This is a genomic window from Halocynthiibacter styelae (genome assembly GCF_016123485.1).
Taxonomy (GTDB): domain Bacteria; phylum Pseudomonadota; class Alphaproteobacteria; order Rhodobacterales; family Rhodobacteraceae; genus Halocynthiibacter; species Halocynthiibacter styelae.
Genome location: NZ_JADCKQ010000010.1, coordinates 98,480 through 124,776 on the forward strand (window position 1 = coordinate 98,480; position 26,297 = coordinate 124,776).

At 57.3% G+C, this 26,297-nt stretch carries 26 protein-coding genes; 11 read left to right on the forward strand and 15 right to left on the reverse strand.

Going from position 1 to position 26,297, the window contains the following annotated elements:
* Positions 1–73: 73 nt before the first annotated feature.
* Positions 74–1,171 (forward strand): redox-regulated ATPase YchF, encoded by a 1,098-nt coding sequence (ychF, locus tag H1D41_RS13420; protein WP_228849385.1) that lies wholly within the window; start codon positions 74–76, stop codon positions 1,169–1,171.
* A 59-nt stretch (positions 1,172–1,230) separates the two neighbouring features.
* Here the strand turns inward: ychF and H1D41_RS13425 are convergent, their stop codons facing one another.
* Both H1D41_RS13425 and H1D41_RS13430 read right to left on the reverse strand, forming a co-directional pair.
* The gene (locus H1D41_RS13425; RefSeq protein ID WP_228849386.1) at positions 1,231–3,234 is read right to left on the reverse strand and encodes a hydantoinase/oxoprolinase family protein; all 2,004 of its coding nucleotides are present in this window, start codon (positions 3,232–3,234) and stop codon (positions 1,231–1,233) included.
* 89 nt (positions 3,235–3,323) lie between these two features.
* Positions 3,324–3,797 (reverse strand): Lrp/AsnC family transcriptional regulator, encoded by a 474-nt coding sequence (locus H1D41_RS13430; protein ID WP_228849387.1) that lies wholly within the window; start codon positions 3,795–3,797, stop codon positions 3,324–3,326.
* A 104-nt stretch (positions 3,798–3,901) separates the two neighbouring features.
* Here H1D41_RS13430 and putA point away from each other — a divergent pair, with 104 nt between their 5' ends.
* Positions 3,902–7,372 carry a bifunctional proline dehydrogenase/L-glutamate gamma-semialdehyde dehydrogenase PutA gene (gene putA, locus H1D41_RS13435; RefSeq protein WP_228849388.1) on the forward strand — a complete coding sequence of 1,157 codons (3,471 nt, stop codon included), beginning with the start codon at positions 3,902–3,904 and terminating at the stop codon, positions 7,370–7,372.
* Between the two features lie 24 nt (positions 7,373–7,396).
* Positions 7,397–8,161, forward strand: coding sequence for a rhomboid family intramembrane serine protease (locus H1D41_RS13440; RefSeq protein WP_228849389.1), 765 nt, complete (start codon positions 7,397–7,399; stop codon positions 8,159–8,161).
* Positions 8,162–8,317: 156 nt separating this feature from the next.
* Here H1D41_RS13440 and H1D41_RS13445 read toward each other — a convergent pair whose 3' ends face one another.
* The 4 genes from H1D41_RS13445 to H1D41_RS13460 form a co-directional block, all read right to left on the reverse strand.
* Positions 8,318–8,944: an imm11 family protein gene (locus H1D41_RS13445; RefSeq protein WP_228849390.1), complete on the reverse strand. Its 627-nt coding sequence runs from the start codon at positions 8,942–8,944 to the stop codon at positions 8,318–8,320.
* Positions 8,945–9,042: 98 nt separating this feature from the next.
* Positions 9,043–9,855: an inositol monophosphatase family protein gene (locus tag H1D41_RS13450; RefSeq protein ID WP_228849391.1), complete on the reverse strand. Its 813-nt coding sequence runs from the start codon at positions 9,853–9,855 to the stop codon at positions 9,043–9,045.
* 79 nt (positions 9,856–9,934) lie between these two features.
* Positions 9,935–10,429, reverse strand: a complete 495-nt coding sequence (locus H1D41_RS13455; protein ID WP_228849392.1) for a hypothetical protein — start codon at positions 10,427–10,429, stop codon at positions 9,935–9,937.
* A 3-nt stretch (positions 10,430–10,432) separates the two neighbouring features.
* Positions 10,433–11,419, reverse strand: coding sequence for a 2-hydroxyacid dehydrogenase (locus tag H1D41_RS13460; protein WP_228849393.1), 987 nt, complete (start codon positions 11,417–11,419; stop codon positions 10,433–10,435).
* 170 nt (positions 11,420–11,589) lie between these two features.
* On the opposite strand from H1D41_RS13460, the gene H1D41_RS13465 reads away from it, so the two are divergent.
* A complete protein-coding gene (locus H1D41_RS13465) occupies positions 11,590–12,069 on the forward strand; it encodes an SH3 domain-containing protein (RefSeq protein ID WP_228849458.1) in 480 nt (159 codons plus the stop codon).
* Positions 12,070–12,089: 20 nt separating this feature from the next.
* On the opposite strand, the gene H1D41_RS13470 is transcribed toward H1D41_RS13465, so the two are convergent.
* The 8 genes from H1D41_RS13470 to H1D41_RS13505 all read right to left on the reverse strand — a co-directional run bounded on the left by H1D41_RS13470 (position 12,090) and on the right by H1D41_RS13505 (position 18,729).
* Positions 12,090–13,235 (reverse strand): acyl-CoA dehydrogenase family protein, encoded by a 1,146-nt coding sequence (locus H1D41_RS13470; RefSeq protein ID WP_228849394.1) that lies wholly within the window; start codon positions 13,233–13,235, stop codon positions 12,090–12,092.
* A gap of 25 nt (positions 13,236–13,260) precedes the next feature.
* Complete coding sequence (locus tag H1D41_RS13475) at positions 13,261–13,797, reverse strand: aminotransferase class I/II-fold pyridoxal phosphate-dependent enzyme (RefSeq protein ID WP_228849395.1); 537 nt, start codon at positions 13,795–13,797, stop codon at positions 13,261–13,263.
* Positions 13,798–13,812: 15 nt separating this feature from the next.
* On the reverse strand, positions 13,813–14,184 hold the full coding sequence (locus H1D41_RS13480) for an aminotransferase class I/II-fold pyridoxal phosphate-dependent enzyme (RefSeq protein WP_228849396.1): 372 nt from the start codon (positions 14,182–14,184) through the stop codon (positions 13,813–13,815).
* A 29-nt stretch (positions 14,185–14,213) separates the two neighbouring features.
* Positions 14,214–14,693 carry a thiamine pyrophosphate-dependent enzyme gene (locus H1D41_RS13485; protein ID WP_228849397.1) on the reverse strand — a complete coding sequence of 160 codons (480 nt, stop codon included), beginning with the start codon at positions 14,691–14,693 and terminating at the stop codon, positions 14,214–14,216.
* Positions 14,694–14,864: 171 nt separating this feature from the next.
* Entirely contained in the window at positions 14,865–15,662 is a 798-nt protein-coding gene (locus H1D41_RS13490) for a heme ABC transporter ATP-binding protein (RefSeq protein WP_228849398.1), read from the reverse strand.
* Between the two features lie 3 nt (positions 15,663–15,665).
* Complete coding sequence (locus H1D41_RS13495) at positions 15,666–16,754, reverse strand: FecCD family ABC transporter permease (protein WP_228849399.1); 1,089 nt, start codon at positions 16,752–16,754, stop codon at positions 15,666–15,668.
* Between the two features lie 2 nt (positions 16,755–16,756).
* Entirely contained in the window at positions 16,757–17,623 is an 867-nt protein-coding gene (locus H1D41_RS13500; protein WP_228849400.1) for a heme/hemin ABC transporter substrate-binding protein, read from the reverse strand.
* Positions 17,620–18,729 (reverse strand): hemin-degrading factor, encoded by a 1,110-nt coding sequence (locus H1D41_RS13505; protein ID WP_228849401.1) that lies wholly within the window; start codon positions 18,727–18,729, stop codon positions 17,620–17,622. Before H1D41_RS13505 ends, H1D41_RS13500 begins: the two co-directional genes overlap by 4 nt.
* A gap of 178 nt (positions 18,730–18,907) precedes the next feature.
* Here H1D41_RS13505 and H1D41_RS13510 point away from each other — a divergent pair, with 178 nt between their 5' ends.
* From H1D41_RS13510 to H1D41_RS13535, 6 genes are read left to right on the forward strand one after another with little or no spacing between them, the layout of a single operon-like run.
* Positions 18,908–20,974, forward strand: a complete 2,067-nt coding sequence (locus H1D41_RS13510) for a TonB-dependent receptor domain-containing protein (RefSeq protein ID WP_228849402.1) — start codon at positions 18,908–18,910, stop codon at positions 20,972–20,974.
* 18 nt (positions 20,975–20,992) lie between these two features.
* A complete protein-coding gene (locus H1D41_RS13515; RefSeq protein WP_228849403.1) occupies positions 20,993–21,445 on the forward strand; it encodes a hypothetical protein in 453 nt (150 codons plus the stop codon).
* A complete protein-coding gene (locus H1D41_RS13520; RefSeq protein WP_228849404.1) occupies positions 21,442–22,101 on the forward strand; it encodes a MotA/TolQ/ExbB proton channel family protein in 660 nt (219 codons plus the stop codon). Before H1D41_RS13515 ends, H1D41_RS13520 begins: the two co-directional genes overlap by 4 nt.
* Positions 22,102–22,129: 28 nt before the next feature.
* Positions 22,130–22,480 carry a biopolymer transporter ExbD gene (locus H1D41_RS13525; RefSeq protein ID WP_228849405.1) on the forward strand — a complete coding sequence of 117 codons (351 nt, stop codon included), beginning with the start codon at positions 22,130–22,132 and terminating at the stop codon, positions 22,478–22,480.
* Entirely contained in the window at positions 22,477–22,884 is a 408-nt protein-coding gene (locus H1D41_RS13530; protein WP_228849406.1) for an ExbD/TolR family protein, read from the forward strand. The genes H1D41_RS13525 and H1D41_RS13530 overlap by 4 nt, the downstream gene beginning before the upstream one ends.
* Positions 22,881–23,735, forward strand: a complete 855-nt coding sequence (locus tag H1D41_RS13535; RefSeq protein WP_228849407.1) for an energy transducer TonB — start codon at positions 22,881–22,883, stop codon at positions 23,733–23,735. Before H1D41_RS13530 ends, H1D41_RS13535 begins: the two co-directional genes overlap by 4 nt.
* 155 nt (positions 23,736–23,890) lie before the next feature.
* On the opposite strand, the gene H1D41_RS13540 is transcribed toward H1D41_RS13535, so the two are convergent.
* On the reverse strand, positions 23,891–25,357 hold the full coding sequence (locus tag H1D41_RS13540) for an NAD-dependent succinate-semialdehyde dehydrogenase (RefSeq protein ID WP_228849408.1): 1,467 nt from the start codon (positions 25,355–25,357) through the stop codon (positions 23,891–23,893).
* A 96-nt stretch (positions 25,358–25,453) separates the two neighbouring features.
* Here H1D41_RS13540 and H1D41_RS13545 point away from each other — a divergent pair, with 96 nt between their 5' ends.
* A complete protein-coding gene (locus H1D41_RS13545; RefSeq protein WP_228849409.1) occupies positions 25,454–26,263 on the forward strand; it encodes an alpha/beta hydrolase in 810 nt (269 codons plus the stop codon).
* Positions 26,264–26,297: the final 34 nt, after the last annotated feature.

A 26,297-nucleotide genomic window follows, 5' to 3' on the forward strand; every position in this document is an offset into this window, starting at 1 on the left:
GGCCTTGCATGGCGGGCCTTCCCGGCCTAGAAGCCTTCTCTGAAACCGTCCTACCGCAGCCAGGAGATAACGCATGGGCTTTAAAATGGGCATCGTCGGCCTTCCGAATGTCGGCAAATCAACGCTGTTTAACGCGCTGACCAGAACCGCTGCCGCCCAGGCTGCGAACTTCCCGTTCTGCACCATCGAACCCAATGTGGGCGAAGTGGCTGTGCCGGACACACGTCTTGATCAACTGGCCGCCATCGCAGGTTCCAAGCAGATCCTGCCTGCGCGCATGACCTTTGTGGACATCGCGGGCCTTGTGAAAGGGGCATCTCAGGGTGAAGGCCTTGGCAACCAGTTCCTGGCCAACATTCGTGAAACCGATGCAATCGCCCATGTGCTGCGTTGCTTTGAGGATGGTGACGTCACCCACGTTGATGGCCGCGTGAACCCGGTTGAAGATGCAGATGTGATCGAAACCGAACTGATGCTGGCTGATATGGAAAGCATTGAAAAGCGTCTTGCGAACCTCGTGCGTAAGCTGAAAGGCGGCGACAAAGATGCCCAGCAACAGGATCGCCTGTTGAAGGCCGCACTTGCTGTGCTGGAAGAGGGCAAACCTGCCCGTACGGTTGAGATCGACGAAGAGGATCAGAAAGCCTGGGAAATGCTTCAGCTTCTGACCTCCAAGCCTATTCTTTATGTCTGCAATGTCGGTGAATCTGAGGCTGCGGAAGGCAATGAATATTCTGCGGCAGTGGCGAAAATGGCAGCAGAGCAAAACGCAGCCCATGTGATTATTTCTGCCCAGATTGAGGAAGAGATTTCCCAGCTGGAAGATGAAGAAGCCACTATGTTCCTTGAGGAAATGGGCCTGACAGAAGCTGGCCTGGATCGTCTGATCCGTGCCGGTTATTCCCTTCTGGATCTACAGACCTATTTCACCTGTGGCCCGAAAGAAACCCGCGCCTGGACCATCCCGGTTGGGGCATCTGCACCGCAGGCCGCTGGCGTGATTCACACCGATTTTGAACGCGGCTTTATCCGGGCTGAAACCATCGCCTTTGATGATTTTGTGGCCAACAACGGTGAAGCAGGCGCGAAGGATGCAGGCAAGCTGCGCGTGGAAGGCAAGACCTACATCGTCAAAGACGGCGATGTGATGCACTTCCTCTTTAACGCCTGATCGGCGACACGGAATTTTGCCAGCCCATGCGTGGGCTGGCATTCTCAGACGGTGATTTATCAGACGGCAATGCGGGGACGGCCAGAGGCCTCCACTGTCAGTTCTGCCTCGATAAACACGTCATTTCCTTCGATATTTGCGATTTTCAGATCGCGTTTAACCGTGATGCGGATGCCTTCAGCCCCGGCGGTTTCGGCGGCATCGGCTGCGTCTTTGCGCAAAACTTCTTCCAGACGTGCAATCGCCTGTTCATGATCCGGAAAATCTTCCGGACCGGTTTCCAGGTGCACACGACAGGCCCCGCCAGATGGGCTGGTGACCGTGCCGCTGCGCCGGATCGTGATGCGGCCAACAACTGCGCCAATCGCATTGGCCACCCCCGCATATTGTGGCACATCCATCGGACAGCCCAGAAGTTCGCCCACCTTGGGATAATACGTCGCAGCAGAAGCCCCAAGCCCCACAACCGGCAGGTTCAGGCCGCTGTCGATCCGGATCAGCCCCGCGTGGTTTTGCAGGCCCTTCTGCATCAGAACATGGCGGGCCAGGTCTGAGGCGGGCAGACCGAAATCTTCGCCTTCTTCCGCGAAACCTGCTTCCAGCAGGGCGATGCTGGTCTGATGGGTCAGTTGATCAATGATCATCTGCGCCATGTCTTGCGCACTGTCGGCCAGTTTGCTGCCGGATCCGGAAACATGGCGGCGGAACAGATCCAGCGCCATTTCGGCGGCTTCACGATCCCAGGCGTCATTCAGGCCCAGAACGTGGCTGGCATCCGACGGGGTCACACCGGCAACCTGCACAAGACCACGCCCCACAAGACGGCGCAGGGCGGTTTGTTCAATCCGGTTTTTCAGAACCTCATCCAGCGGTTTCACACCATCCCCGATGCGTTCCATCAGGGTGATTTCACGCGCCTCCAGCCCGTTGCGCGGCAGGCCCGGCACAAGGCGTGCGAAACGTCCGTGATGTTCATCAAGGCTTGGCAGGCGCATTTGACGGGCCAGGGCTTCATGCACGATTTCCGGCGCTTCCGCCCCCATCAGGGACACGGGCAAGACACGGGAGGGGCCAAGTTCCAACCCGCCCTGCAGGCCGGATGGGCGGTAATGCACTTCGCTGTCGCCACCAAGGCCGGTCGTGCGCATGGCGACGGCTTCTACCATGGTGCGGAACGGGCCAACACGGGCGCCTTCGGGGTCAATCGTCGGGCGGCCGTTGCGCAGCAGCGCGATATCGGTTGTGGTGCCGCCGATGTCACTGACCAGCGCGTCCTTCTGCCCGGTCATCCAGCTTGCGCCGACAATGCTGGCTGCTGGCCCGCTGAGGATGGTTTCAATCGGCCGTTCCAGCGCCATTTCCGCAGAAATCAATGCCCCATCCCCACGCACAACCATCAGGGGCGCAGAGATGCCCAGTTCGTTCAAACGGATCTGGGCGCGGGCGATCAGACGGTTGATGATATCAATCAGTCGGGCATTCAGAACCGCTGTGATCGCGCGTTTCGGGCCATTTAGTTTCGCGCTGAGATGATGCGACGCACTGACGGGCTTGCCTGTGACTTCGCGAATAATAGCGGTCATTTCCTGTTCATGGGCCGGGTTGCGGGTGGCGAATTGGGCGGCCACGGCAAAGCCAGACACCTGATCGCCATGTTCCGCCAGCCAGTTGCGCAATGTGTCAGCCTCAAGCGGTTCCGCCTGCCCACCTGCGTAATTGTGACCACCTGCAAGATACAGCACCGGATCGCCGGCCATCGCGCCGGACAGGTCATGGCGTTCCAGTTCCTTTTCGCGAAAACCCGCAAGGATCAGCGCAACCCGTTCGCCCTGACCTTCGATCAGTGCATTGGTGGCCAGCGTGGTGGACAAGGACGCAAGGTTAATCTCAGCCGGATCAATCGCGGCCTGTTTCAGAACCGTTTCGACCGCCAGGCCAATGCCTTCGGCCAGATCATGGCGGGTGGTCAGGGATTTGGCTGAGGCGATGACCTCTTTTTCATCCCGGATCAACACTGCATCCGTATAGGTTCCGCCGGTATCCACGCCGAGAGAAATTGTCATGCTGGCCTCCTGTTTCGCTGTGCCGGGTTACAGGGGATCGGGCAGGCGTGCAAAGCTGTTTTCGACAGGGGTGTCGTATTCAGGACAGATCAGAAGACCTCATCTTTCACAGCCTGCATGGCGACATAGGTGGATGTATTGGCGACATAGGGCAGGGATGACAGTTTTTCCGCCAGAACCCGCCGGTAATCGCGCATATTTTTGACTCGCACCTTCAACAGGTAATCAAAATTCGCCGCCAGCATATGGCATTCCTCAATTTCGGGGATCGCAAGCACGGCATCATTAAACGCGCTCAGCGCCGCTTCGCGGGTATCGGTCAGGCGGACTTCGACGAAAGCGATGTGATCAAGCCCCAGACGCACCGGATCCAAAAGCGCGCGATAGCCCCGGATAATGCCACTGTCTTCCAGTTTCTTCAGCCGCGCCTGGACCGGGGATTTGGACAGTCCGATCCGCCGGGCAAGTTCTGCGACATTCATCCGCCCGTCGCGCGCCAGTTCATCAAGAATCCGCCGGTCAAAGGAATCAAGCGTCACATTCATTTCGTCGGCATCTGGCATTGAATTCGAACCTTTCGCCTTCAGTTTCCATCTGTTTTAGTCGTTCGAACTTCATATTGCGTGGTATCATAGGTTAATCAACCCACAATCTGCGAAGGTTTCCCATGTCTCACGCCTCCCTTGCCCCTCTGCGTCAGGTGATTGACGAACGCAAATATGCTGATGAAGCTGAAATGCTGGCTCTGCTTATGCAGGACGCGGGCCTGACGGCCGAAGATCGTGCCCGTATTTCAACGCACGCCGCTGGTCTGGTCAGTGAGATCCGGTCTTCGTCCAATCCGGGCCTGATGGAAGTGTTCCTGGCGGAATACGGATTGTCGACGGATGAAGGCGTGGCGCTGATGTGTCTGGCCGAAGCCCTGCTGCGTGTGCCGGATGCCGATACAATTGATGCGCTGATTGAAGATAAAATCGCACCAAGCAACTGGGGCAAACACCTTGGCGCGTCGTCATCGTCGCTTGTGAATGCTTCCACCTGGGCGCTGATGCTGACCGGTAAGGTTCTGGACGAAGCAGAAAATCCCGGTGTCATCGGCCACCTGCGCGGCGCGATCAAACGTCTGGGCGAACCTGTGATCCGCACCGCTGTATCCCGTGCGATGAAGGAAATGGGACGTCAGTTTGTTCTGGGTGAAGACATTCAGGCTGCGATGAAACGCGCGCGTGAACTGGAAGAAAAAGGGTACAGCTATTCTTACGATATGCTCGGCGAAGCCGCCCGGACTGATGCGGATGCGAAACGTTATCACCTGTCCTATTCCCGCGCGATTTCTGCGATTGCCAGCGCTTGCAAAGGCGGCAATATCCGCACAAATCCAGGAATTTCTGTAAAACTGTCCGCCCTGCATCCACGCTATGAAGAAGCTCAGCTGGAACGTGTGATGTCCGAACTTGTACCGCGCGTGCGTTCTCTTGCTTTGCTCGCGAAATCTGCCGGCATGGGGTTCAATATCGATGCGGAAGAGGCAGACCGTCTGTCGCTGTCCCTGGATGTGATCGAAGCCGTGATGGAAGGCCCGGGTCTGGAAGACTGGGACGGGTTCGGCGTGGTGGTTCAGGCCTATGGCCCGCGTTGTGGCGCGACCATCGACTGGCTGGCCGCGCTTTGTGAACGCCTGAACCGCCGCATTATGGTGCGTCTGGTGAAAGGCGCTTACTGGGATACAGAAGTCAAACACGCCCAGGAAATTGGTGCGGCTGGCTTTCCTGTGTTCACCCGCAAGGCATCAACCGATCTGTCTTACATCGCGAACGCCCGCAAGCTGCTGTCGCGGACCGATGTGATCTACCCGCAGTTTGCGACCCATAACGCCCATACCGCCGCTGCGATTCTTGATATCGCAAAGACCCTGGGCTGCAGCACTGAAGATTACGAATTCCAGCGCCTGCATGGCATGGGCGAACGCTTGCATGACATCGTGCTGGAAGGTGAGGGCACCGGTTGCCGGATCTATGCGCCTGTGGGCGAGCACCGTGATCTGTTGGCTTATCTTGTGCGCCGCCTGCTGGAAAATGGTGCGAACTCTTCCTTTGTGAACCAGATCGTGGATGAAGATGTCACCCCGGAAGAAGTCGCCTCTGATCCTCTCGCAGAGGTGGAAACATATCTGGATGCGCCCCAGAACCCGTCCCTGAAAGCACCGGATGCGCTGTTTGGTGATCGCGTGAATTCGCGCGGCTGGGATCTGGCCCATGCACCGGAACTGAATGCCCTTGATCAGGCACGTAGTCCTTTCCGCGAAACTGTCTGGAATGGTGCGCCGCTGCTGGCGGTTGAGGCAAAAACAGAGGGCACAAAACCTGTCCTGAACCCGGCCAGCCCGGATGATGCACCAGGTACAATTTCGGCGGCTTCTGACGAAGATGTCGCGGCTGCGATTGCGGCGGCACAGCCATGGGAAGCACCCGCGTCTGAACGCGCGGCAATCCTGCGCAAGGCGGCGAATCTGTATGAAACCCATCACCCGGAACTTTTCGCACTGCTCGCACGTGAGGCCGGGAAAACTCTGCCAGATGCGACGGCTGAACTGCGCGAAGCGGTTGATTTCCTGCGTTTCTATGCGGATGAAGCTGAAAAACGCACAACCCCGGCCGCTGGCGTCTTCAGCTGTATTTCCCCGTGGAACTTCCCGCTGGCAATCTTCACCGGCCAGATTTCTGCCGCCCTGGCTGCGGGCAACGCAGTGCTGGCAAAACCCGCCGATCAGACCCCTCTGATCGCCTGGCGCGCGGTGCAGCTTCTGCATGAAGCGGGCGTACCACGTTCCGCAATGCAATATATTCCTGGCCCGGGTTCCCGTGTTGGTGCAGCGATCACATCTGCGCCAGAAGTGTCCGGTGTTTGCTTTACCGGGTCCACCGCCACCGCCCTGCGCATCCGTCGTGCGATGGCTGAAAATATGTCCCCCACCGCACCGCTGATCGCGGAAACCGGTGGTCTGAATGCGATGATCGTCGACAGCACAGCCCTGCCTGAACAGGCGGTTCAGGCGGTGATTGAAAGCGCCTTCCAGTCCGCAGGTCAGCGTTGCTCCGCACTGCGTTGTCTTTATGTTCAGGAAGACATTGCAGATAACTTCCTGACGATGCTGTACGGTGCGATGGATGAACTGGCAGCGGGTGATCCATGGGAGATCACTACTGATACAGGCCCGGTGATTGATGAAACCGCCCGTAAGGAAATCGCCGACTACGTTGCTGCTGCCCGTGAACAGGGCCATGTGACACATGAATTGACCACACCGGAACACGGCAACTACATCGCACCAGTGGTTCTGTCCGTTTCCGGCATCGCGGAAATGACCCGCGAAATCTTTGGCCCGGTTCTGCATGTGGCCCGCTATAAGGCGCAGGATCTGGACAATGTGATTGATGACATCAACGCCACGGGTTACGGCCTGACCTTTGGCCTGCACACCCGTATTGATGACCGCGTCCAGCATGTGGTGGAGCGCGTGAACGCGGGCAATATCTATGTGAACCGCAACCAGATCGGCGCAATCGTGGGGTCACAACCCTTTGGTGGCGAAGGGCTTTCCGGCACCGGCCCTAAGGCGGGCGGCCCGATGTACCTGAACCGTTTCTATGCAACCGAAGCCCAGATGTCTGACGAAAGCGCTGCAACACAGACAGCGGTGAAAGATGTGCAGGCGGCGCTGACGGCACAGGCGATCAACGTGATCACCAGTTCTGATGCCCTGCCGGGTCCGACGGGTGAAAGCAACCAGCTGACGACTGCGCCACGCGAGCCATTGCTTTGCATGGGGCCGGGGGAGCGCACAGCGCAGCAACAACTTGAAGCCATTCAGGAAAGTGGCGGTGTTGGTGTGATCGCGCATGGGTTGTCTGCGGATGATCTGGCGGCACTTGAAGGTTTCTCTGGAGCTGTTTTCTGGGGTGATGCGGATCAGGCGCGGGATTACGTGAAGGCTCTGGCCGCGCGTGATGGTGCGATTATTCCTCTGATCGGTGATCTGCCGGACGCCAGCCGCACACTTATTGAACGTCATGTCTGCGTGGATACGACGGCCGCAGGTGGCAACGCTGCCCTGCTGGCAGAGGTCAGCGAGGGCTGATAATCGCTTGACGGCAAGGGGCGCATGGGCAACCGTGCGCCCATGCTTATTCCGATCCGAGACCACAATCCGTCCCGCCGCCGCCCCTTTGTGACCTGGGGGCTGATGATGTTTAACATCCTGATTTTCCTGATGTATTGGGGAAATATTGAGGACTTCAAAACCATTGTGCCGCTTTACAACACCTGGGCGTTGCAGCCGGTGGATGTGGCGTCAGGTGGTGAGATTTACACGCTGATCACCTATCAGTTCCTGCATGGCGGGTTTATGCATCTGGCCGGGAATATGCTGTTTCTGTGGATCTTCGGGGATAATCTGGAAGACACGCTGGGCCATCTTACCTTCCTTGGATTTTACCTTGCGACGGGCATAGCTGCCGGCCTGGCCCAGACGCTGGCGGATCCCGGAAGTTACATTCCGATTGTTGGTGCTTCTGGTGCGATTGCAGGGGTGATGGGGGGATATATGTTGTTGTATCCAAGGGCAAAAGTGGATGTTCTTCTGCTGATTATTATCTTCTTTAAGATCTTCAGTTTCCGCGCCTGGGTGGTTCTTGGTGTCTGGTTTGCCTGGCAGCTTTGGTCAACGCTATCAGGCGGCGATTCCGGTGTGGCCTGGTTGGCCCATGTGGGCGGGTTTATTGCCGGGGTTGTCTTTATGCTGCCTTTCTGGCTGGCACGGGGCGGGGCGCAGTTCTGGCAAAGACATCAAGGGCATCCGGATCATCCGGAAACACCTTATGGGCCGCTGAATGTGAGTTCTATACCGGTGGTGAAGCGGCGGCGTTGAGGGGCGAGAGGGGGCCAGCCCCCATCTGCGCAGGCGCAGATTCCCCCGGGATACTGAAGCTGAAAAGAAAGAGAATATGTGATGCACAAAGCATGCACATCCTATGCACAGGTTCTGCATATCAGGCGTGCGGTTACGTAAGGAATTATTAGGACGCTATTCGTCCAGGACCACGCATGTGCGCAGGCCAAAGCGGCGGGTGAGTTTGGCGGCTTTGAGGGCTTGCACAAGAGCGTCGCTGAGGAAAACTGTATTGCGTATTTCACTATCAAGCCATAAATCCGCTCCCGCAACCGAAGTGACTGTTATCGAAATCTGATTATCTTCGACATCGCCGTCGAGCCAGTAAGGAGCGCCGCCAGAATACGAACCTTCGATGGCCTGAGATTTTTCTCGAACAACAGTTGGTTTCACTTCCCCGAAATTCAGGCAGAAGTAGCTGCCTTCCACCGGCGTTTTGCGGTCGTGTTGAAACAGGCGGGTTGGATAGAGGGACGTGCGGCCGAGGTTGTATTGTTGCAGGACTGCCGCGACCTCGGCGGAGACGGCCCAATATCCGCCTGCATTAAAGATATCCGGCATCTTCTTCAGGCGTTTGTCCGGGTATTCTGCGTACATCTCTGACGGAAAACGATCCGCGGGCAGTGGTTCCCCGGCTTTATTCCGGCGCATCGCGTCGACCGCTGCGTCTTTGTCTTCAAAGTATGTGTTGTGATCAATGCCCTTAATCAGTGTTGTATCGCACATGATCCGGCTGACCCAAACCTGGGATTTCTGGCGCATAATTGCCTCATTCAAAGGATGGTTTCAAAAACAGAAAACAAAAAACCCGACATATCTTCTGTGCCGGGCTTTGTAAATTTTTGCAAGAGATGCGGTGATCAGTCTTCGGACACTTCAACCGGGTCACGGTCGCGGATCACTTTGGCGAAACGATCAAAGATCGCTTCATTTGAGGCAATCACATGACCGGTCTCAAGGATCTTCTGATCTTCGCGCATCGGTTCTGCAAAACCACCAGCTTCGCGCACGATGATCAGGCCAGCTGCGATGTCCCAGGCTTTCAGACCACGTTCCCAGAAACCTTCATAGCGGCCAGCGGCCACATAGGCGAGATCAAGGGAGGCCGCGCCCCAGCGACGCACACCAGCACAGGCCGGCATCAGACGCGCCAGATCCTGCAGGCTTGCAGGCAGGTAACGACCACCGCCAAAAGGCACGCCTGTTGCGAAAACGCTTTCGATCATGCGGTTGCGGCCAGACACACGAAGACGACCTTCGTTCATCCAGGCACCCTGACCTTTTTCTGCAAAGAAGAGTTCATCTTTGGCGGGGTCATAGATCACGCCGGATACGATTTCGCCTTTATGTTCCAGCGCAATGGAAACAGCGAAATGCGGCATGCCGTGCAGGAAGTTTGTGGTGCCATCCAGCGGATCAACGATCCAGCGGCGTGTCGGATCCTGACCAGGTTCTTCGCCGCCTTCTTCGGCCAGCCAGCCGTAGGTCGGGCGTGCGCCCATCAGTTCTTCTTTCAGGATCGCTTCGGCTGCAATATCTGCGCGTGACACGAAGTCCCCGGCACCTTTCATAGAGACCTGGAGGTTTTCAACCTCACGGAAGTCTTTGGCGAGGGAACGGCCTGCCTTGCGGGCGGCCTTGATCATGACATTAAGATTTGCGCTGCCTTGCATCGGGCGGACTCCTTTGGCTCAGACGCGGCGTATACGCGCTGCAACCCGTTTTGCCAAGGGGTTGTCGCGCATTGATTGGTTAAATCAGCGGATCATAAGACCACTGCAGCAATGCCTGGCGCTGGCGGGGGCGGCAGAAGATATCGCCGGGCTGACAATTGGCGCGGATCTGGCCGGCGTGACGGTTGAAATTGCGCCATCGTCTGATCTGGATTGCATCCGTTTCCGGCAGGCGGCGGCCCAGCCAATAGCGACAGAACCACTGAAACCAGCCACGCGGATCCGGCCCGTAGATCCAGCCTTTTTCCTGCCATGTGGACAGAGGCTGGCGGCTTTTGACGCCAAAGTAGTTCAGGGTTTCATCCGGCTGATCAGAGGTTTGGGCATGCGCAAACCAGATTGCGGGAAATTCATCCTGGCAATCGTTCAGATATTTGCCTTCAAACACACCCATTTCCAGCATCCTCATAGGGCTGAGATAAGGTGCGAAACCATCTGCAAAATCCCGCCCTTCCGGTGCAGTCAGGTGATAGCTGTATTCCTGCTGCATCCGGTCGTTGACGCGGATTTCCATTGCTTACAGCATGCCCGGCACAACCTGATCCGGCGGGCGGTGGCCGTCGTCAAAGGTTTTGATGTTCAGCAGAACCTTTTCACCCATTTCAAGGCGGCCTTCCACGGTGGCGGATGCCATATGCGGCAGCAGAACCACGTTATCCAGTTCACGCAGACGGGGGTTTACATCCTGGCCATGTTCAAACACATCAAGGCCCGCCCCCGCAATTTCACCGGTGCGCAGCATGCGGGTCAGGGCGTTTTCGTCGATGACTTCGCCGCGGGATGTGTTCACGATCACGGCTTCTGGTTTCATCAGCTTCAGGCGACGGGCGTTCATCAGGTGGAAGGTTGATGGCGTATGCGGGCAGTTGATGGAAATCACATCCATGCGCGCGACCATCTGATCAAGGCTTTCCCAATAGGTGGCCTCAAGCCCGGCTTCGGTATCAGCATGCAGGCGGCGGCGGTTGTGGTAGTGGATCTGCATGCCAAAGGCCCGGGCGCGACGTGCCACAGCCTGGCCGACATGACCCATGCCCAGAATGCCAAGACGGCGCCCGCCAATGCGCCCGCCCAGAAGGGCGGTGGGGGCCCAGCCTTCCCAGCTGCCGCTTTGCATCACGCGCAGGCCTTCGGGAATGCGGCGGGTGGTGGCCAACAGCAGGGCCATGGTCATATCAGCGGTGTCTTCGGCAGACACACCCGGGGTGTTTGACACAAGAATGCCGCGCTGACGGGCGGTCTCCACATCAATGTGATCCACACCGGCGCCGAAATTCGCAATCAGCCGCAGACGCTCACCGGCGCGGGCCAGCAGGGAAGAATCAATTTTGTCGTTGATGGTTGGCACCAGAACATCGGCGTTCTGCATGGCTTCAACCAGTTCATCCGTGGTCATCGGCGTGTCGTCATCGCGCAATTTCACGTCGAAAAGTTCTGTCATGCGGGTTTCCACCGCCTCGGGCAACCGTCGCGTCACAACAACACTTAACCGTTCCTTTTGCATGGGGCACCTCCCGGGGTTTTCTTCCAGACCTGTTACTGTCAAGTTGACCGATACAAAGCCGGGGCACAAGAACCCCGTTGGGTCAGAAGTAAAATTTCGCACCCGTTTGAGGAAAATTCGTAAGGGCAGTGTGTCGCATGTTCCGTATTTTGATGATTTTGCCGGCGCTGATGGTCGCAATGATGCTTTCTTCCGGTGTTGTCCGGGCGGAAGACGATGACGCGCGCGGTCCGGTCACCAACCTGCCGATTCCACGTTATGTGTCGATGAAAGCATCCGAGGCCAACATCCGGCGTGGTCCGGGGCTGACGCATCGGATCGACTGGGTGTTTCAGCATCGCGGCATGCCTTTGCGGATCACGGCTGAGTTTTCCAACTGGCGACGCGTGGAAGATCAGGACGGTGTTGGCGGCTGGATTCACTATTCCCTGCTGTCGGGGACACGCACGGTGCGGGTTCTGGAACCGCTTGCAACCATGTATTCCAGCGCGTCAGACAGTGTCCGGGCCAATGCGCAGATTGAAGGCGGCGCGATTGCGCGGCTGATGGAATGCGAACCGGAATGGTGCCGCATTTCCGCAGATGGTTATCGCGGCTGGGTGCGTAAGGATGTGATCTGGGGCGTGGCCGCGGATGAGATCCGCGAATAACCACCAGGTTGTGAATTGTTTCAGCTGTCCAGGTTGCGCAGCATAGATTTGGCTATGATGATTTTCTGGATTTCACTGGTGCCCTCATAGAGGCGGAACAGACGTACATCGCGGTAAAACCGTTCAATCGGATATTCCGCCATATAGCCTGCACCGCCAAAGATCTGCACGGCGCGATCTGCCACACGACCGACCATTTCACTGGCGTAGAGTTTACAGCAGGACGCCAGCGTGCCCGTGTTTTCCCCGGCATCCCTGCGCCGGGCGGCATCCCGGATCATGCATTCAGCCGCGTAAAGTTCTGTCTGACTTTCCGCAAGCATCGCCTGCACCAGCTGAAATTCTGCGATGGGTTTGCCGAATTGCTGACGTTCACTGGCGTAACGCAGGGCTTCGTCCAGCAGACGTCTGGCGGCCCCGGCGCAGATGGCGGAAATATGCAGGCGGCCTTTATCCAGTGTCCGCATCGCAGCGGTGAAGCCGGTGCCTTCCTGGCCCCCCAGCAGCGCGTCGTCCGGTACAAAGCAATCCTGAAAGATCACATCCGCCGTATGGGCGCCCCTCTGGCCCATCTTTTTGTCACAGGGCCCGACAGACAGCCCGGTGCTGCCGGCTTCGACAAGGAAACAGGAAACACCTTTTGCGCCAGGTTCACCTGTGCGGGCCATGACGGTAAACAGGCCTGCTTCTGGTGCGTTGGTGATAAAGCGTTTTGTGCCGTTCAGAATATACCCGCCATCTGTCTTGTGGGCGAAGGTTTTGACCGAAGCCGCATCAGATCCGACATCTGGTTCTGTCAGTGCGAAGGAACCGATCAAAGCGCCGCTGGCCATATCCGGAAGATATTTCGTGCGTTGTGCGTCACTCCCACCGAATATGATCGCCTGCGACCCAATGCCAATGTTTGTGCCCGCAAGTGACCGGAACGCAGGGGAGGCCTGGCCAAGGATCATCGCGACCTCAACTTCATCCGACATGCTGAGGCCAAGACCACCAAATTCCTCTGGGATGGACAGACCAAACAGGCCCAGATCCTGCATCTGCTTCACAATATCTGCCGGGATCTGATCCGTTTCAGAAACGTCAGTTTCCGCCGGGATCAGGGTTTCGTTTACAAACTTGTGGGTCGTTTCCAGAAACAGTGTCCGGGTTTCGGGATCAAGCATTGCGGTGGATCTTTCGATAAGGGGTTTAGGTCAGGCTTGCCGTGAAATCATGAAGGATGCCGGCGGCTTTCTCCAGGGTTTTGTCCGAGGCTGCATAAGAAATGCGAAAGGCCGGGTCGTGAGAGAAGGCCGCGCCATGGACCACCGCCAGCCCGTGATGTTCCAGCAGGGCTTTGACGATGTCAAAACTTGTGTTCAGCTTGCCCGCTTTCGGGTGGGTCTTACCCAGAAGATCCCCGCAATCGAGATACAGGTAAAAGGCACCTCCGGGGTTTACCACCTGCAAACCGGGAATGTCAGAAAGGGCCTGGACCAGCATATCGGGCCGGGCGCGGTAGGTTTCATTGCGCGCCCGCAGCATATCTTGCGGGCCATCCAGTGCAGCAATGGCGGCGGCCTGGGACACGTATTCCGAACGGCTATAGGTGACGCCCGCGGGGTTGGACAGGGCGTTCAGGATGACGGCTTTTGTGGTGTCGTTCAGCGCCGCACGCAGCGCATCCGGGATCACTTTGAACCCATTGCGGGCCTCACCGCGCACCAGCACTTTCCTGGCCTGCATTTCCGCATAAGATCCTCAGGCAGGGGTCAGCAGAACGACTTCGTCACCAGAATCCGTCAGGACGGAAAGCGAGGTGTGCAGAACGGTTTTCGCCCCGGCGCCAACCGAGATTTCGGACGGATCAAACGCCAGATCATTTTCTCGGGTCAGTTTCCGGCAGATGGCCTGTTTCAGATCAGCGGTGCCGTCGATCACCGTGTATTTTGTGTCCCCCGCCCTTGCGGCGGCATCGGCGGCGTCTTTGATGCAATCCGGCGTGTCAAAGTCCGGCTCCCCCACGCAGAGATCGACAATCCCATGCCCTTGCGCACGCAGATCGCGCACCAGGGCAAAGATGTGGGAAATGGCGGATATTTCGAAATTATCGAGATTTCTGGCAAGTTTCATGATGTGCGTTCCTCAGACAATCAGCTCGATCAGGAAAGGGTGGGTTTGGTGAAGCTGCTGCGCATGAGATCGCAGAGTTCATCCAGATTTGTGGCAACAGCGGCCTCAACCCCCATGCCATTTGCAAGGTTTACCCAGTTCAGATCCGGATTGGACAGGTCCAGCATATCCATCGCGGTTTTTCCGGGTGTTGCGCCGACATTGCCGTATTCTCTGATCAGGATCTGATATTTGCGGTTTGAGATTATGATCTTGGTGCAGGGCTGTTTTTCGCGGGCCTTGATCCAGAGAGATTGCAGGGAATACATGGCGGATCCATCGGCCTGCAGGCTGATCACACGGCGGGCGCCTTTGCCCGCGATCGCTGCACCGGTTGCAACGGGCAGACCATCCCCGATTGCGCCGCCTGCCAGATCCAGCCAGTCGTGGGCCGGGGCGGCAAAGGTATGGGGATAGAAACCGCGCCCATAGGACAGGCTTTCATCTGATATGATGGCATTTTCCGGCATAAGCGCCGCAACGGCCCGGGCCAGACCTTCCGGGCTGCAATCGTCGGTGGGGGCGTCGGGGCGCGACCGGGGTCAGGGATTGCGGCGGCCGGGGCGTCCAGTTCATCAATCAGGGCCTGTAGTGCGGCAGCCGCATCCTGATCCGGGCGGGACAGACGGATGAAACGCGCATCATTGGCATATTCCGACGGAAGCCGGGTGCAGGAAAGGCAGGCCCTGTTGTGGTGGCCGGGACATATCAATGTGACAACCATAGGCGCGCGACAGGTTTTCACTGGTGTAAACCTGTTGCACGGTACCGCTGGCCACGACCTCACCGGCGCGCATCAGGACGATGTGATCGGCCCAGGCCGCGGTCAGGTTCAGATCATGCATCACGGCAATCACCCCGCCGCCCTGATCTGCAAAGTCGCGTGCGATCTTCATCACGTCGCGCTGATGGGCGATATCAAGGCTGGACACGGGTTCATCCAGAAACAGCCAGCGCGGTGCGCCGTCCTGCGTGCCCTGCCACATCTGGCACAACACCCGGGCCAGTTGCACCCGTTGTTGTTCGCCACCGGACAATTCCTGGTAGAACCGGTTTTCATACCCGGTCAGATCAACCCGGCGCAGGGCGTCAAAGGGCAGGGTTTTGCGCAAGGACGGCGAGGCGGCTGCCGTACCTGCCATCAGCCCCATACGCACGACTTCGATCACGGTAAAAGGGAAGGCCAGTGGCGTGGATTGGGCCAACACACCCCGCAATGCGGCCTGTTCTGTCACGGGGATCTGCTGCAGATCCCGTTCGTTCAGCATGACGGATCCCTGATAGGGCAGATCCCCTGTCAGGGCGCGCAGAAGCGTTGTTTTCCCGCAGCCATTCGGACCGATGATGGTGGTGAACTGACCGGGTGCGGCCTGCAGTTTAACGCCATGCAGGATTTGCTTTTTGCCGATGGAAAGGGCGATACTTTTAGCGTTCAACATGGTTTACATATCCAACACGCCACGACGGCGCAGCAAAATCCAGAGGAAAACAGGTGAACCCAGCACAGCGGTGACAATGCCGATTGGCAGTTCTGCCGGTGCAATGATCACCCGGCTGATCATGTCCGAGATCAGCAGAAGGATCGCCCCTAGAAGGGCGGCGTTTGGCAGAAGGTAACGATGATCCGGCCCAATGGCGAGGCGCAGAAGATGGGGCACGACAATGCCGATAAATCCGATACCACCGGTGGCGGCAACAGCGGCGCCCGTGGCGGCGGCAACGGACAGGATAGAAAGGCGTTTCACCCGCTGCACATTGATGCCGATATGACGCGCGGCGGCTTCGCCCAGGGACAGGCCGTTCAGCCCCCGCCCAAGAAAGGGCGCAACAGAAATCGCCAGCAAAATCACGGGGGCAGTCACCAGAACCTTCAGCCAGGTCGCTCCGGCCAGTGATCCCATGCCCCAGAAGGTCAGATCCCGCAACTGATCATCATTGGCCTGATAAATCAGGATGCCACCAACCGCGCCGGACAATGCCCCAAGCGCGATACCCGCCAGCAGCATCGTTGCAACCGATGTCTGCCCGCGCCGGGTTGCCACGCGGTACAGAAGCAGGGTTGTGCCCCAGCCCCCGAGGAAAGCGGCGAGGGGTACAAGGAAATACCCCGTGGCCTCGCGGATAGCCATTGGCAGATGCCCGACAAGAACAATCGCGCTGACCGCTGCCAGCCCCGCGCCCGCGTTCACACCCACAAGGCCAGGGTCAGCCAGGGGGTTGCGAAACAGCCCCTGCATCAGGGCCCCGCAGACCGCCAGAGACGCGCCCACAAGAATACCCATGGCAAGGCGCGGCAGGCGGATATCCCACAGCACGACTTTGTCCCGCAGGCTGATTTCTTCCCCATGAATAAGGGCGCTTAGTGCATCCATCAGTGATGTGCCTGCCGCCCCGGTTGTCAGGCTGAAATAGCTGGTCACAACAAGAAGTCCGGTCAGGATCAGGATCATCTGCCGCGCAGAATGGGACCGGTCCCGGACAGGCGGAATGGGGGAGGCCACGGCTTCGGATGCGTCTGTCAGCATAGACATGGTCAGCCCTCATCCCCGCCATAAAGCGCATCGGCCAGCAGTTGAACGCCCTGTGCTGCGCGAGGCCCAAAACCCAGCAGCAACGTGCCATCAATGCGGATGATTTTTGCGTTTTGTCCCGCCGGGGTCAGGGTAACGGCGGGATGGGCCAGGATGTCTTCGGTGGAGGTGCTGTGATCCCCGCGCGGGGCCATCATCAGGATCGCATCCGGGGCGAGTTCGATAATCGCTTCGTCCGACAGGGTGCGGTATTCTTCAAACACCTGAATGGCATTTTCCGCCCCGGCCATTCTGATGATGCCATCGCCACGTGTGTTCAGCCCGCCGACATTCAGACGACCGCCCGGCATGGACAGTACAAACAGCACCCGGGGTTTTGCATCACCCGCACGTGCCGCAGCCATGGCTTCGACCGTGGCCAGTTCCGCGCCAATGCGTTCTGCAAGTTCCGCGCCTTTTTCAGGCACGCCCAGAACGGTGGATACAGATGTGATCCGGTCCAGAATACCCTGGGCAGAATATCCCCCGGGCACGGGTACGAAAGGCACGCCAGCCTCTGTCAGGATATCAATAGTTTCCTGGGGGCCGGAACCCGGTTCGGTCAGCACAAGGTCAGGGTTCACCGACAGCACCCCTTCCGGGGAAAGTCGGCGCATATAGCCGACATCGGGCAGTTCATGCACCGCTGGCGGATAGACAGAGGTCGTGTCACGGGCGACGAGACGGTGTTCTTCGCCCAGCTCGTAAATGATTTCGGTGACCGCGCCACCGACAGAGGCAATGCGGTTTGCATCCGGGTGGCTGTCCTGGGCCTGCAGGGGCAGGACGAAAAGCGCGGCGGTCAGGGTTGCTGTTGTCAGGAACCTCACTGGTCTGCCTCCATGTCGGTCAGAGTGCCGACGATGTCATCCCAAAGCGTCACCATGGTTTCGTCTGTCCGGCGATCCGGGAAGATCTGCAGGATGATCCGGCCCTCAGGATCAAAGGCCTCCAGCGAAACAGCCGGGCCGCGTTTGGTGGGTTTGGTCACAACATAAACTTCGGCCACGTGATCTTCGCGCAGATGCATGTCAAAGCGCGGGTCCAGCACGTTGAACCACGGCCCCATGCGTTTCAGATTTTTGGCAGGCCCGCCGTGGATCTGAATACAGCCCCGGTTGCCGACGAATATCATCACCTCAGCGTCTTTGGCTGACACGGCTTCAAGGGCTTTCGACACGCTGCCATTTTCCACACGGCGCACATAGGGGGCACCGGCGATCCGGTAGGCACCCAAACGGTTCATCTTCAGTTGGGACACGATGCGCCCGAACTGATGTGTGTCGGTCATCCGATCCCATTCGGCGCGCAGTTTATCGGCCTTTTCCGGGTCTGCTTTTGGCATTTCCGGGGCGCCTTTAGTGCGGAATTCAAGGTCGGTGACCTGATCGCTGAGCTTCAGGTTTTCTACGATCTCATCCCAGGCCTCATGGTTGCTGTCTTCGCGCAGGTGGATTTTATGCACGGCCATGCCTGTGCTGCTAAAGATCTGCAGGCTGCGGCGTGGGCCGTTTTCGCCGGGTTTTTCAACCGCAAAGGCATGGGTCCAGAATTTACCGAAAATCCGCAGATCCACATCCGGCCCCAGCACCATAGAAGCATGCTGCCCGTCGTGCCATTCGTCATAGGTGCCAACGCGTTCAATGACGCAGCTTTCGTTGCGGGTCAGGGCCAGGACTTCGCCCAGTTTTTTCGCGGCCTGAATAATGTCATCGGGTGTGGCGGTGATGCGTGTCACGCGCTGCCTGTCAAATTCACCGGTATAGGCGGCGAGAAATTCGGCCTCGCTGATTCCAAGGCTATCCGCAAAATCGCGTTCGCGGCTTTGTGGGTTTTCAGTGCGTGCAGCGCGGATTTGTGCGGTGGTGAGTTTTGTTTCGTCCAGCATATCAAAGCTTCCGGGATCTGGCTTTGCCTGGCTTGGATGCGTGGTCATCCGTTGCTGGAGCGTGTTTAAGAATTCGTCACAAAGGGGTTTTTCATTAGTTGACAGTTTTAGTCAAGTTCATTATCGAACCCTTCGACTTCTCCGGGAAACATCCGGCTACGGGATCACTACGCCAGCCTGCATCACGCATGCCAGCCCGACGCAAAATATGGATGAGGGGAAGAACATGCACGGACATGCTTCACAAAAACGCAGACTGCTGGCGACCACCACGCTTGCCGGTCTTATGGTCGCGACACTTGCGGCACCTGTCATGGCGCAGGAAACACCTGAAGAGCCGGGTTTCTTCACAATGCTGGGCCGTCTGGTCTTTGGTGCCGGTTCTGAGCGTGTCGCGATTGATGTGCCGCAATCAGTTACTGTTCTGAACGAAGAAGATATTGAAGAGGCAGAACTGGGTACCATTGGGGATGTGCTGCAGCGTGCCCCTGGCGTCACAACTGTTGGCTCTGAATCACCCTTCGGCGAAAGCCTGAACATTCGCGGGATTGGTTCCGGAACGTCTTCCGATGAACCGAAAATCATCGTGAATATTGATGGCGTCGGGAAATACTATGAACAATATCGGATGGGGTCTTTGTTCACGGATCCGGGTTTCTTCAAAAGCGTCGAGGTTCTGCGTGGCCCGTCATCATCTACCCTGTATGGATCCGGTGCGATTGCGGGTGTGATTGCACTTGAAACCAAAGACGCGGCTGACTTCCTTGAAGGTGACGATGATTTCGCGATCCGTCAGCGTCTGCAGTATGGTTCCAACGGTGGTCAGGCGGAATCATCTACGTTCTTTGCCTATTCACCGGATGAACGGCTTGATGTGCTTCTGGGGGTCTTCATCAACGAAACCGACGCAAGTGAAAACGGTGACGGTGAAGAACTTCTGGGCACCGATGTAAGTGAGCGAAACTATATGCTGAAGGGCAGCTACAGGTTCGGTACAGACCTCGAACACACTGTAGAAGCTGCCTATATTTACTATGATGGCTTCGGCGACGATATTGTTTACGATACGATTGATAACAGCACGTTCTGGGGCACCATTGATCGCGATGTTGAGGATACCACGGCCTATGTAAGCTACAATTACAATCCGGCAGGGAACAACCTGATCGATCTGGATGTTCAGCTTTCTTATGCTGATAGCTTTGTGGGAATGACAGATGTGAATCTTTTTTCACCCGCCTTTGATGTAGACTATGCATACGAAGAAACAGGTCTGAAGATTGAAAACCGGTCTGAGTGGTCAGGGGCTTCGTTTGAAAACTACCTGACAACTGGGCTTTCCTATTCAGTTCAGGATCGTGTTGTTGTGCGTTCTGCTGGAGTAAGTTCTTTCCACCCGGCTGGTGAAACAACAATGCTGAGCGCATATGCGCAAAATGAAATGGTCTTCAACGACCGTCTGACTCTCATCGGTGGCCTTCGCCTGGATCACCAGGATACAGCACCACACGCGGATCTGACAACAGGTGAGGAAACCAGTAATACTGGTTATGCCGGGACAATCGCTGCGCATTACAAAGTTAACGACCGTTTCGCGGTCTTCGGTTCTGCGTCCTATACCGAGCGTCTGCCTGTTGTGGACGAACTTTACGATACACGTGCGACATCTGGCGGGGCAAATCAGGCTGCGGTCGGATCTCTGGATACTGAAGTCAGCCGCAATTTTGAACTTGGTGCAAGCTGGCAGTTTAACGATGCAATTGTCGGCGGTGATGAATTAGCCCTGAAAGGCGTGATCTTCCGCAACAACATGACGGACCAGATCGTGCGTAACAATGATGGCGTAGCTGGCGAAGCTACATATGTGAATATTGCTGAATCACATATTCAAGGCCTTGAGCTGGAAGCATCCTGGGCGTCTGAAACCTGGTTCGGTTCTTTAGCTTATACGTATCTTGATGGGGAAGAACTCGATCTGGATACCGGTTCAATGGTCCGGATTGATGATCTCCCAGCTGATACTTTGGCCCTGGGTCTTGGCTGGCGCGCGCCGGAAACAAATGTTGAACTTGGCTGGGATATGACAGCGGCAAAACGCGAAGGTGATACCGGTGGGTATGCTGTGCATGATGTTTATGTGAAGTGGTCGCCTGAATCCGGTGTTCTTGAGGATACAGCTTTCCGTTTTGGCATCAGCAACATTTTTGATCGCAACTATCGCAGCAACCAGCAGTCCACTGCGGTTAGCAATGAAGGCCGTTCCTTCAACCTGTCTCTGACCAAAACCTTCTGATCCGAAAAGGAAAGACCTATGAAAACCCATGATCGCAAATTCCCTCAGCTGGCGGGTGCATTGATAACAGCCGGACTGGCGATCATGGGGGGACCGGTGCGGGCGGAAACATCCGCACCGGAACCTCAGGTTTCAATTGAACTCAATACACTGACCAATGTTGAAGGCGGCTGTCGTCTAAGTTTCCTGGCGCAGAATACGCTGGAAACGGACCTTGACCGTCTGGTGCTGGAAACCGTGCTTTTTACGAAAGAGGGGGCGGTGCAGACCCTGACATTGTTCGATTTTCAGGCCCTGCCCACAGGCCGCCCGCGCGTGCGTCAGTTTGATCTGGCGGGCGCCAGTTGCGAAAGCCTGGGCAATATTCTGATCAACGGGGTGAACCAATGTGTAGGGGGCGATCTGGATGCAAATGCCTGCGCCGATGCTCTGAAATTGCAAAGCCGAACAGAAAATGAGGTGCTGGGATGACCTGGCTGACGTATACAATTGATGCCATTCGCGGCTTTATCACCCTGGGCGGCCCGGTGGTGGCTTTGCTGCTTGTGATGTCCGTGCTGTCGCTTGCGGTGGTGCTTTACAAGATCATTCAGTTCCGTCGCTTTGGCGTTGGTCGCCGGGCCAGTCTTGAGGCGGCGCTGATGGCATATGACAGGGGCGACATGCACGGGTTGCAGTTGGGCATGCAGCGCAGCCGCAGCCATCTGAGCTTTGTTTTCAGTGAAACTCTTGAGGCAGATACTGCGGATAAAACCCGCCTGGCTGAACGCCTGGCGGCCCGTGTGGAAGACCGTCTGGCCCAGCTTGAAACCGGGTTCCGCCCGCTGGATACCATCGCGCAGACCGCGCCGCTTCTGGGGCTGTTTGGCACGGTTCTGGGGATGATCGAAGCTTTTCAGAACCTGCAGGGCGCTGGTACATCTGTTGATCCATCACTGCTGGCGGGCGGAATCTGGGTGGCGCTGATGACCACGGCGGTTGGCCTGGCTGTTTCCATGCCAACGGCGCTGTTGCTGACCTGGCTTGAAAGCCGTGTCGCAGGCGAACGCGTCTTTGCGGATAAAGCCCTGAACATGCTGCTGTGTCCGGCGGAGCAGGCGAAAGAGCCGATCCATGCGGCGGCGTAACCCCGGGTTTGTGCGGCGGGCATTGTCTATGACGCCGCTCATTGATATCATCTTTCTGCTTTTGCTGTTCTTTATGCTGACGTCTACTTTCACAAAATTTGCAGAAATCCCGCTGATCACAACAGGGGAAACCCGCACTGAACCTGCGACGCCGAAGAACCCGATCTTTCTGCGCGTTGCTGAGGACGGGCTTTCGGTGAATGGGGCTCCAACGGATTTTGCCGACATCACCCGGGCGATCATTGACGCAAAAACCAGCGATGCGACAGAAACGCTTGTGCTGTTGTCGATTGAAGAAACCGTGCCTGCCCAGCTGTTTGTTGATGCGCTGACGCGTTCGCGCGCGGTGTCGGATGTATCGGTGGTGGTGCTGCGATGAGGTTGCGGGGCGGACAGAAACGCAAAGCGACAGAACCCACAATTGCCCTGATCAATGTGGTCTTTCTGATGCTGATCTTCTTTCTCATCGCAGGTACGGTTTCGCCGCCCCTGGATGATGAGCTGAAACTTGTGAATGTGGAAGGCCTTGAGGGGCGTCCGCCACCGGATACGCTGATCCTGCATGCAGATGGTCACCTGTCGTTGCGGGGCGCAGTGGTTCTGCCGGAAGATATCGATATGTCAGAGCTGCCGGATACCGATGAAAATGAAGAAGGGCAGATCGCTTTGCGTCTTATCCCGGATCGTGACGTTTCCGCGATGACCTTGCTGAAGGTGACCGATCAGCTGCGTCTGGCGGGGGCAACACAGATCTGGCTTGTTACCGAAAGAGGGTTGCAATGAAGTTACGATCTTCTGCTTTGGCCACCGGTGTTATCTGCATTTCATTTGCGTTGCATGCTGCAGGGTTTGGTCTGGGTTATGCCCCTTCAGAAGTGCAGGTTGCCGGAGGGGCACCGGCTGAATTTGCCCGTCTTGGTTCCGGGTTTGAAGATATGGTGATGGGGATTGCCCAGCCGGTTCAGCCGGACATGCCGGAAGCGACAGAAGTCGCGGTCCTGTCGCCGCCGCCGCTTCAGATGGCCAGTGTTTCCCCGCAGGTGCAGCAACCTGTGGCCACTGCCATACCGGTGGAGGTGACCGTTACAGCCGTGGTTGCGGCAGATGTGGCCGTCAGCCCTGCACCGGCCGAAACCGTTACCGCAGAACCGGATGTGACAGCGCAGGAAGCCGCCGCTGACACCCCGCGTCCACAGCGTCGCCCGAACCGGTCCGAACGCCGTCAACCGGAACAACAACAAGCCCGCAGCGCACCACGTGGATCCAACAGCCGCCAGAACAGTACCCGTGGTCAGGCGGATGGGCGGCAGGAAGCCACGGCGACGGAAGCTTCTTCGGAGGCATCCGGGAATGCGCAGGCAGCGGGAAATGCGGCAGCATCTAATTATGATGGGCTTGTGTGGCGAAAACTATCGCGGACGCGGCGGGTCCGTTCCCGGGCACGGGGTGAAGTGACGATCAGCTTTCATGTTCAGGCCTCTGGCGCACCATCGCGCATCCGGGTTCGCCGGTCGTCCGGGAACCCAACAATTGACCAGGCCGCCATCGATCATGTCGTCCGGGCAGGCCCCTTCCCACCGCCCCCGACAGGCGCACGCCGGGACTTCGGTTACACCTATGAAGCACGGCGCTGAAGGATATGCCTTTGGGCGCAAGCATCTGATCTATTGAAGGAAAGGCTGGTGTTTCGGTATCTGTGTTGTTCTGCCGAACAGTTGAAAACGATATCGGAACATGCCGGTTGCAACGGGCTTCGCAAGCGCAGGAAGCCCGTTGTATTTGCTATCTGTTACACAGACATGCAGATGTATTTCATCTCAAGGTATTCTTCGATGCCGTGGTGAGACCCTTCGCGACCAAGGCCGGATTGTTTGACGCCGCCGAAAGGGGCTACCTCTGTGGAAATCACGCCGGTATTCACACCGACCATGCCGTATTCCAGGGCTTCTGCGACTTTGTAAACGCGCGACAGGTCTTTGGCGTAGAAATAGCTTGCCAGCCCGTAGATCGTGTCATTCGCCATTGCGATCACGTCATCGACGTCATCGAATTTGAACAGCGGTGCCAGCGGGCCGAAGGTTTCATCGGTTGCCACCTGCATCTCCTGGGTGACGTCTGTGACGATGGTTGGCTCATAGAAGGTGCCGCCCAATGCGTGTGCTTTGCCGCCGGACAGCAGGGTTGCGCCTTTTGAGGTCGCGTCTGCCAGGTGTTCTTCCACTTTCGCCACAGCGGCCGGGGTGATCAGCGGGCCGGTTGTAATGCCGTCTTCCATGCCGTCGCCGACGTTCAGTTTCGCAACCGCGGCTGCCAGTTTTTCAGCGAAAGTATCATAGACACTGGCCTGGACGTAAATCCGGTTTGCACAGACGCAGGTCTGGCCGTTGTTGCGGAACTTGCAGATCATCGCGCCTTCAACGGCTGCATCGAGATCGGCATCATCAAAGACGATGAAAGGCGCGTTGCCACCAAGTTCCATAGAACATTTCATCACCTGATCTGCCGCCTGACGCATCAGGATACGGCCAACATTGGTAGACCCGGTGAAGGTCAGTTTGCGAACGGCAAAGTTTTCGCAGAACTCCTGGCCGATGCCTGCTGCATCTGTCGCCGGGATCACGTTGAAGACACCTGCAGGAATGCCCGCGCGTTCCGCCAGGGCAGCCATTGCAAGGGCCGACAGCGGGGTTTCAGTCGCGGGACGCGCCACAAAGGTACAACCGGCCGCAAGCGCTGGGGCGGCTTTACGGGTGATCATCGCGTTGGGGAAGTTCCATGGCGTGATAGAACCGACAACACCAATCGGCTGCTTCAGCACCATGATGCGTTTGTCCGGCTGGTGACCCGGAATGGTTTCACCGTAAACCCGTTTGGCTTCTTCCGCGAACCATTCGACAAAAGACGCACCATACATGATCTCGCCCTTGGCTTCGGCCAGAGGTTTGCCCATCTCAGCGGTCAGGATCGCGGCAAGATCATCTGCATTCTCAATCATCAGTTCAAACCAGCGACGCAGGGTGTTCGCCCGTTCTTTGGCCGTCAGGGCTGCCCAGGGTTTCATCGCAGCTTCGGCATCTGCAATACAGGCTTCGGTCTGGGCGCGGCTGACGTCCTGTACGGTGGCAATTACATCGCCACGCGCCGGATTTTTCACGTCAAACGTTGCACCGGTTTCGACCCATTCACCATTGATATAGGCGCGGGTTTCCAACAGGCTTGGGTCTTTCAGCAGGGATTTCAGATTGGTTGCGGACATGATATCTCTCCGAATGCAGAACAGTTGCGCTTTCAAAGCACGCAGCCTAAGTCTTGTCCAGATAATATGATCAAATCCACAGGGGTAGAGCCAGCCATGCCGGATATACAGTCCAACGATGATGCTTATGCGAACGGTGCTTATATTGAAGGCGCAACCGATTACCCGGATCGCTGGGAAGAAATGGCCCATGACTGGCGCATGCATGAAAACACCGCAGGGCGGGCGCGGCTGAACCTGGCGTATGGCGATGCGCCCCGGCAGCAGTTTGATCTGTTCCTGCCGGAAAGCCGCCCGGACGGTACACTGATCTTTATTCATGGCGGCTATTGGCGGGCGTTTGACAATAAATCCTGGTCGCATCTTGCCAAAGGTGCACAGGCGCGGGGCTGGGCGGTGGCGATGCCGTCTTATACGCTTTGTCCGGAGGCCTCAATCGCGGGCATTACGCAGGAAATCTGCAAGGCGCTGCATCATATCGCGGGCATGACAAAAGGGCCAATTGCGCTGGCAGGGCATTCCGCCGGTGGACATCTCGTGGCGCGGATGTTGTGTCACGATGTGGCGCTTGCGCCGGACGTCGCGGAACGCCTTGTAAAGGTCACGCCAATTTCGCCGCTGTCCGATCTGCGCCCTCTGGTCGACATCGCAATGAATGATGATTTCGCAATGGACGCGGACAGCGCCTGGGCCGAAAGCCCGCTGCGCGAAACCGCCCCTCGCAAAACCCCCGTGACCTGTTGGGTTGGCGGGGATGAGCGCCCGGCCTTCCTTGATCAGGCCAGATGGCTTGCGGATGCCTGGGGTTGTGAATTGGTGATTGATCCGGACCTGCACCATTTCAATGTGATTGACGCGCTGGCGGATGAAACGTCCACACTCACCAAAGCGGTGCTTGGGTTGTAATCTTCCAGCCATTTTCGTTCTGTAAATATCCCGG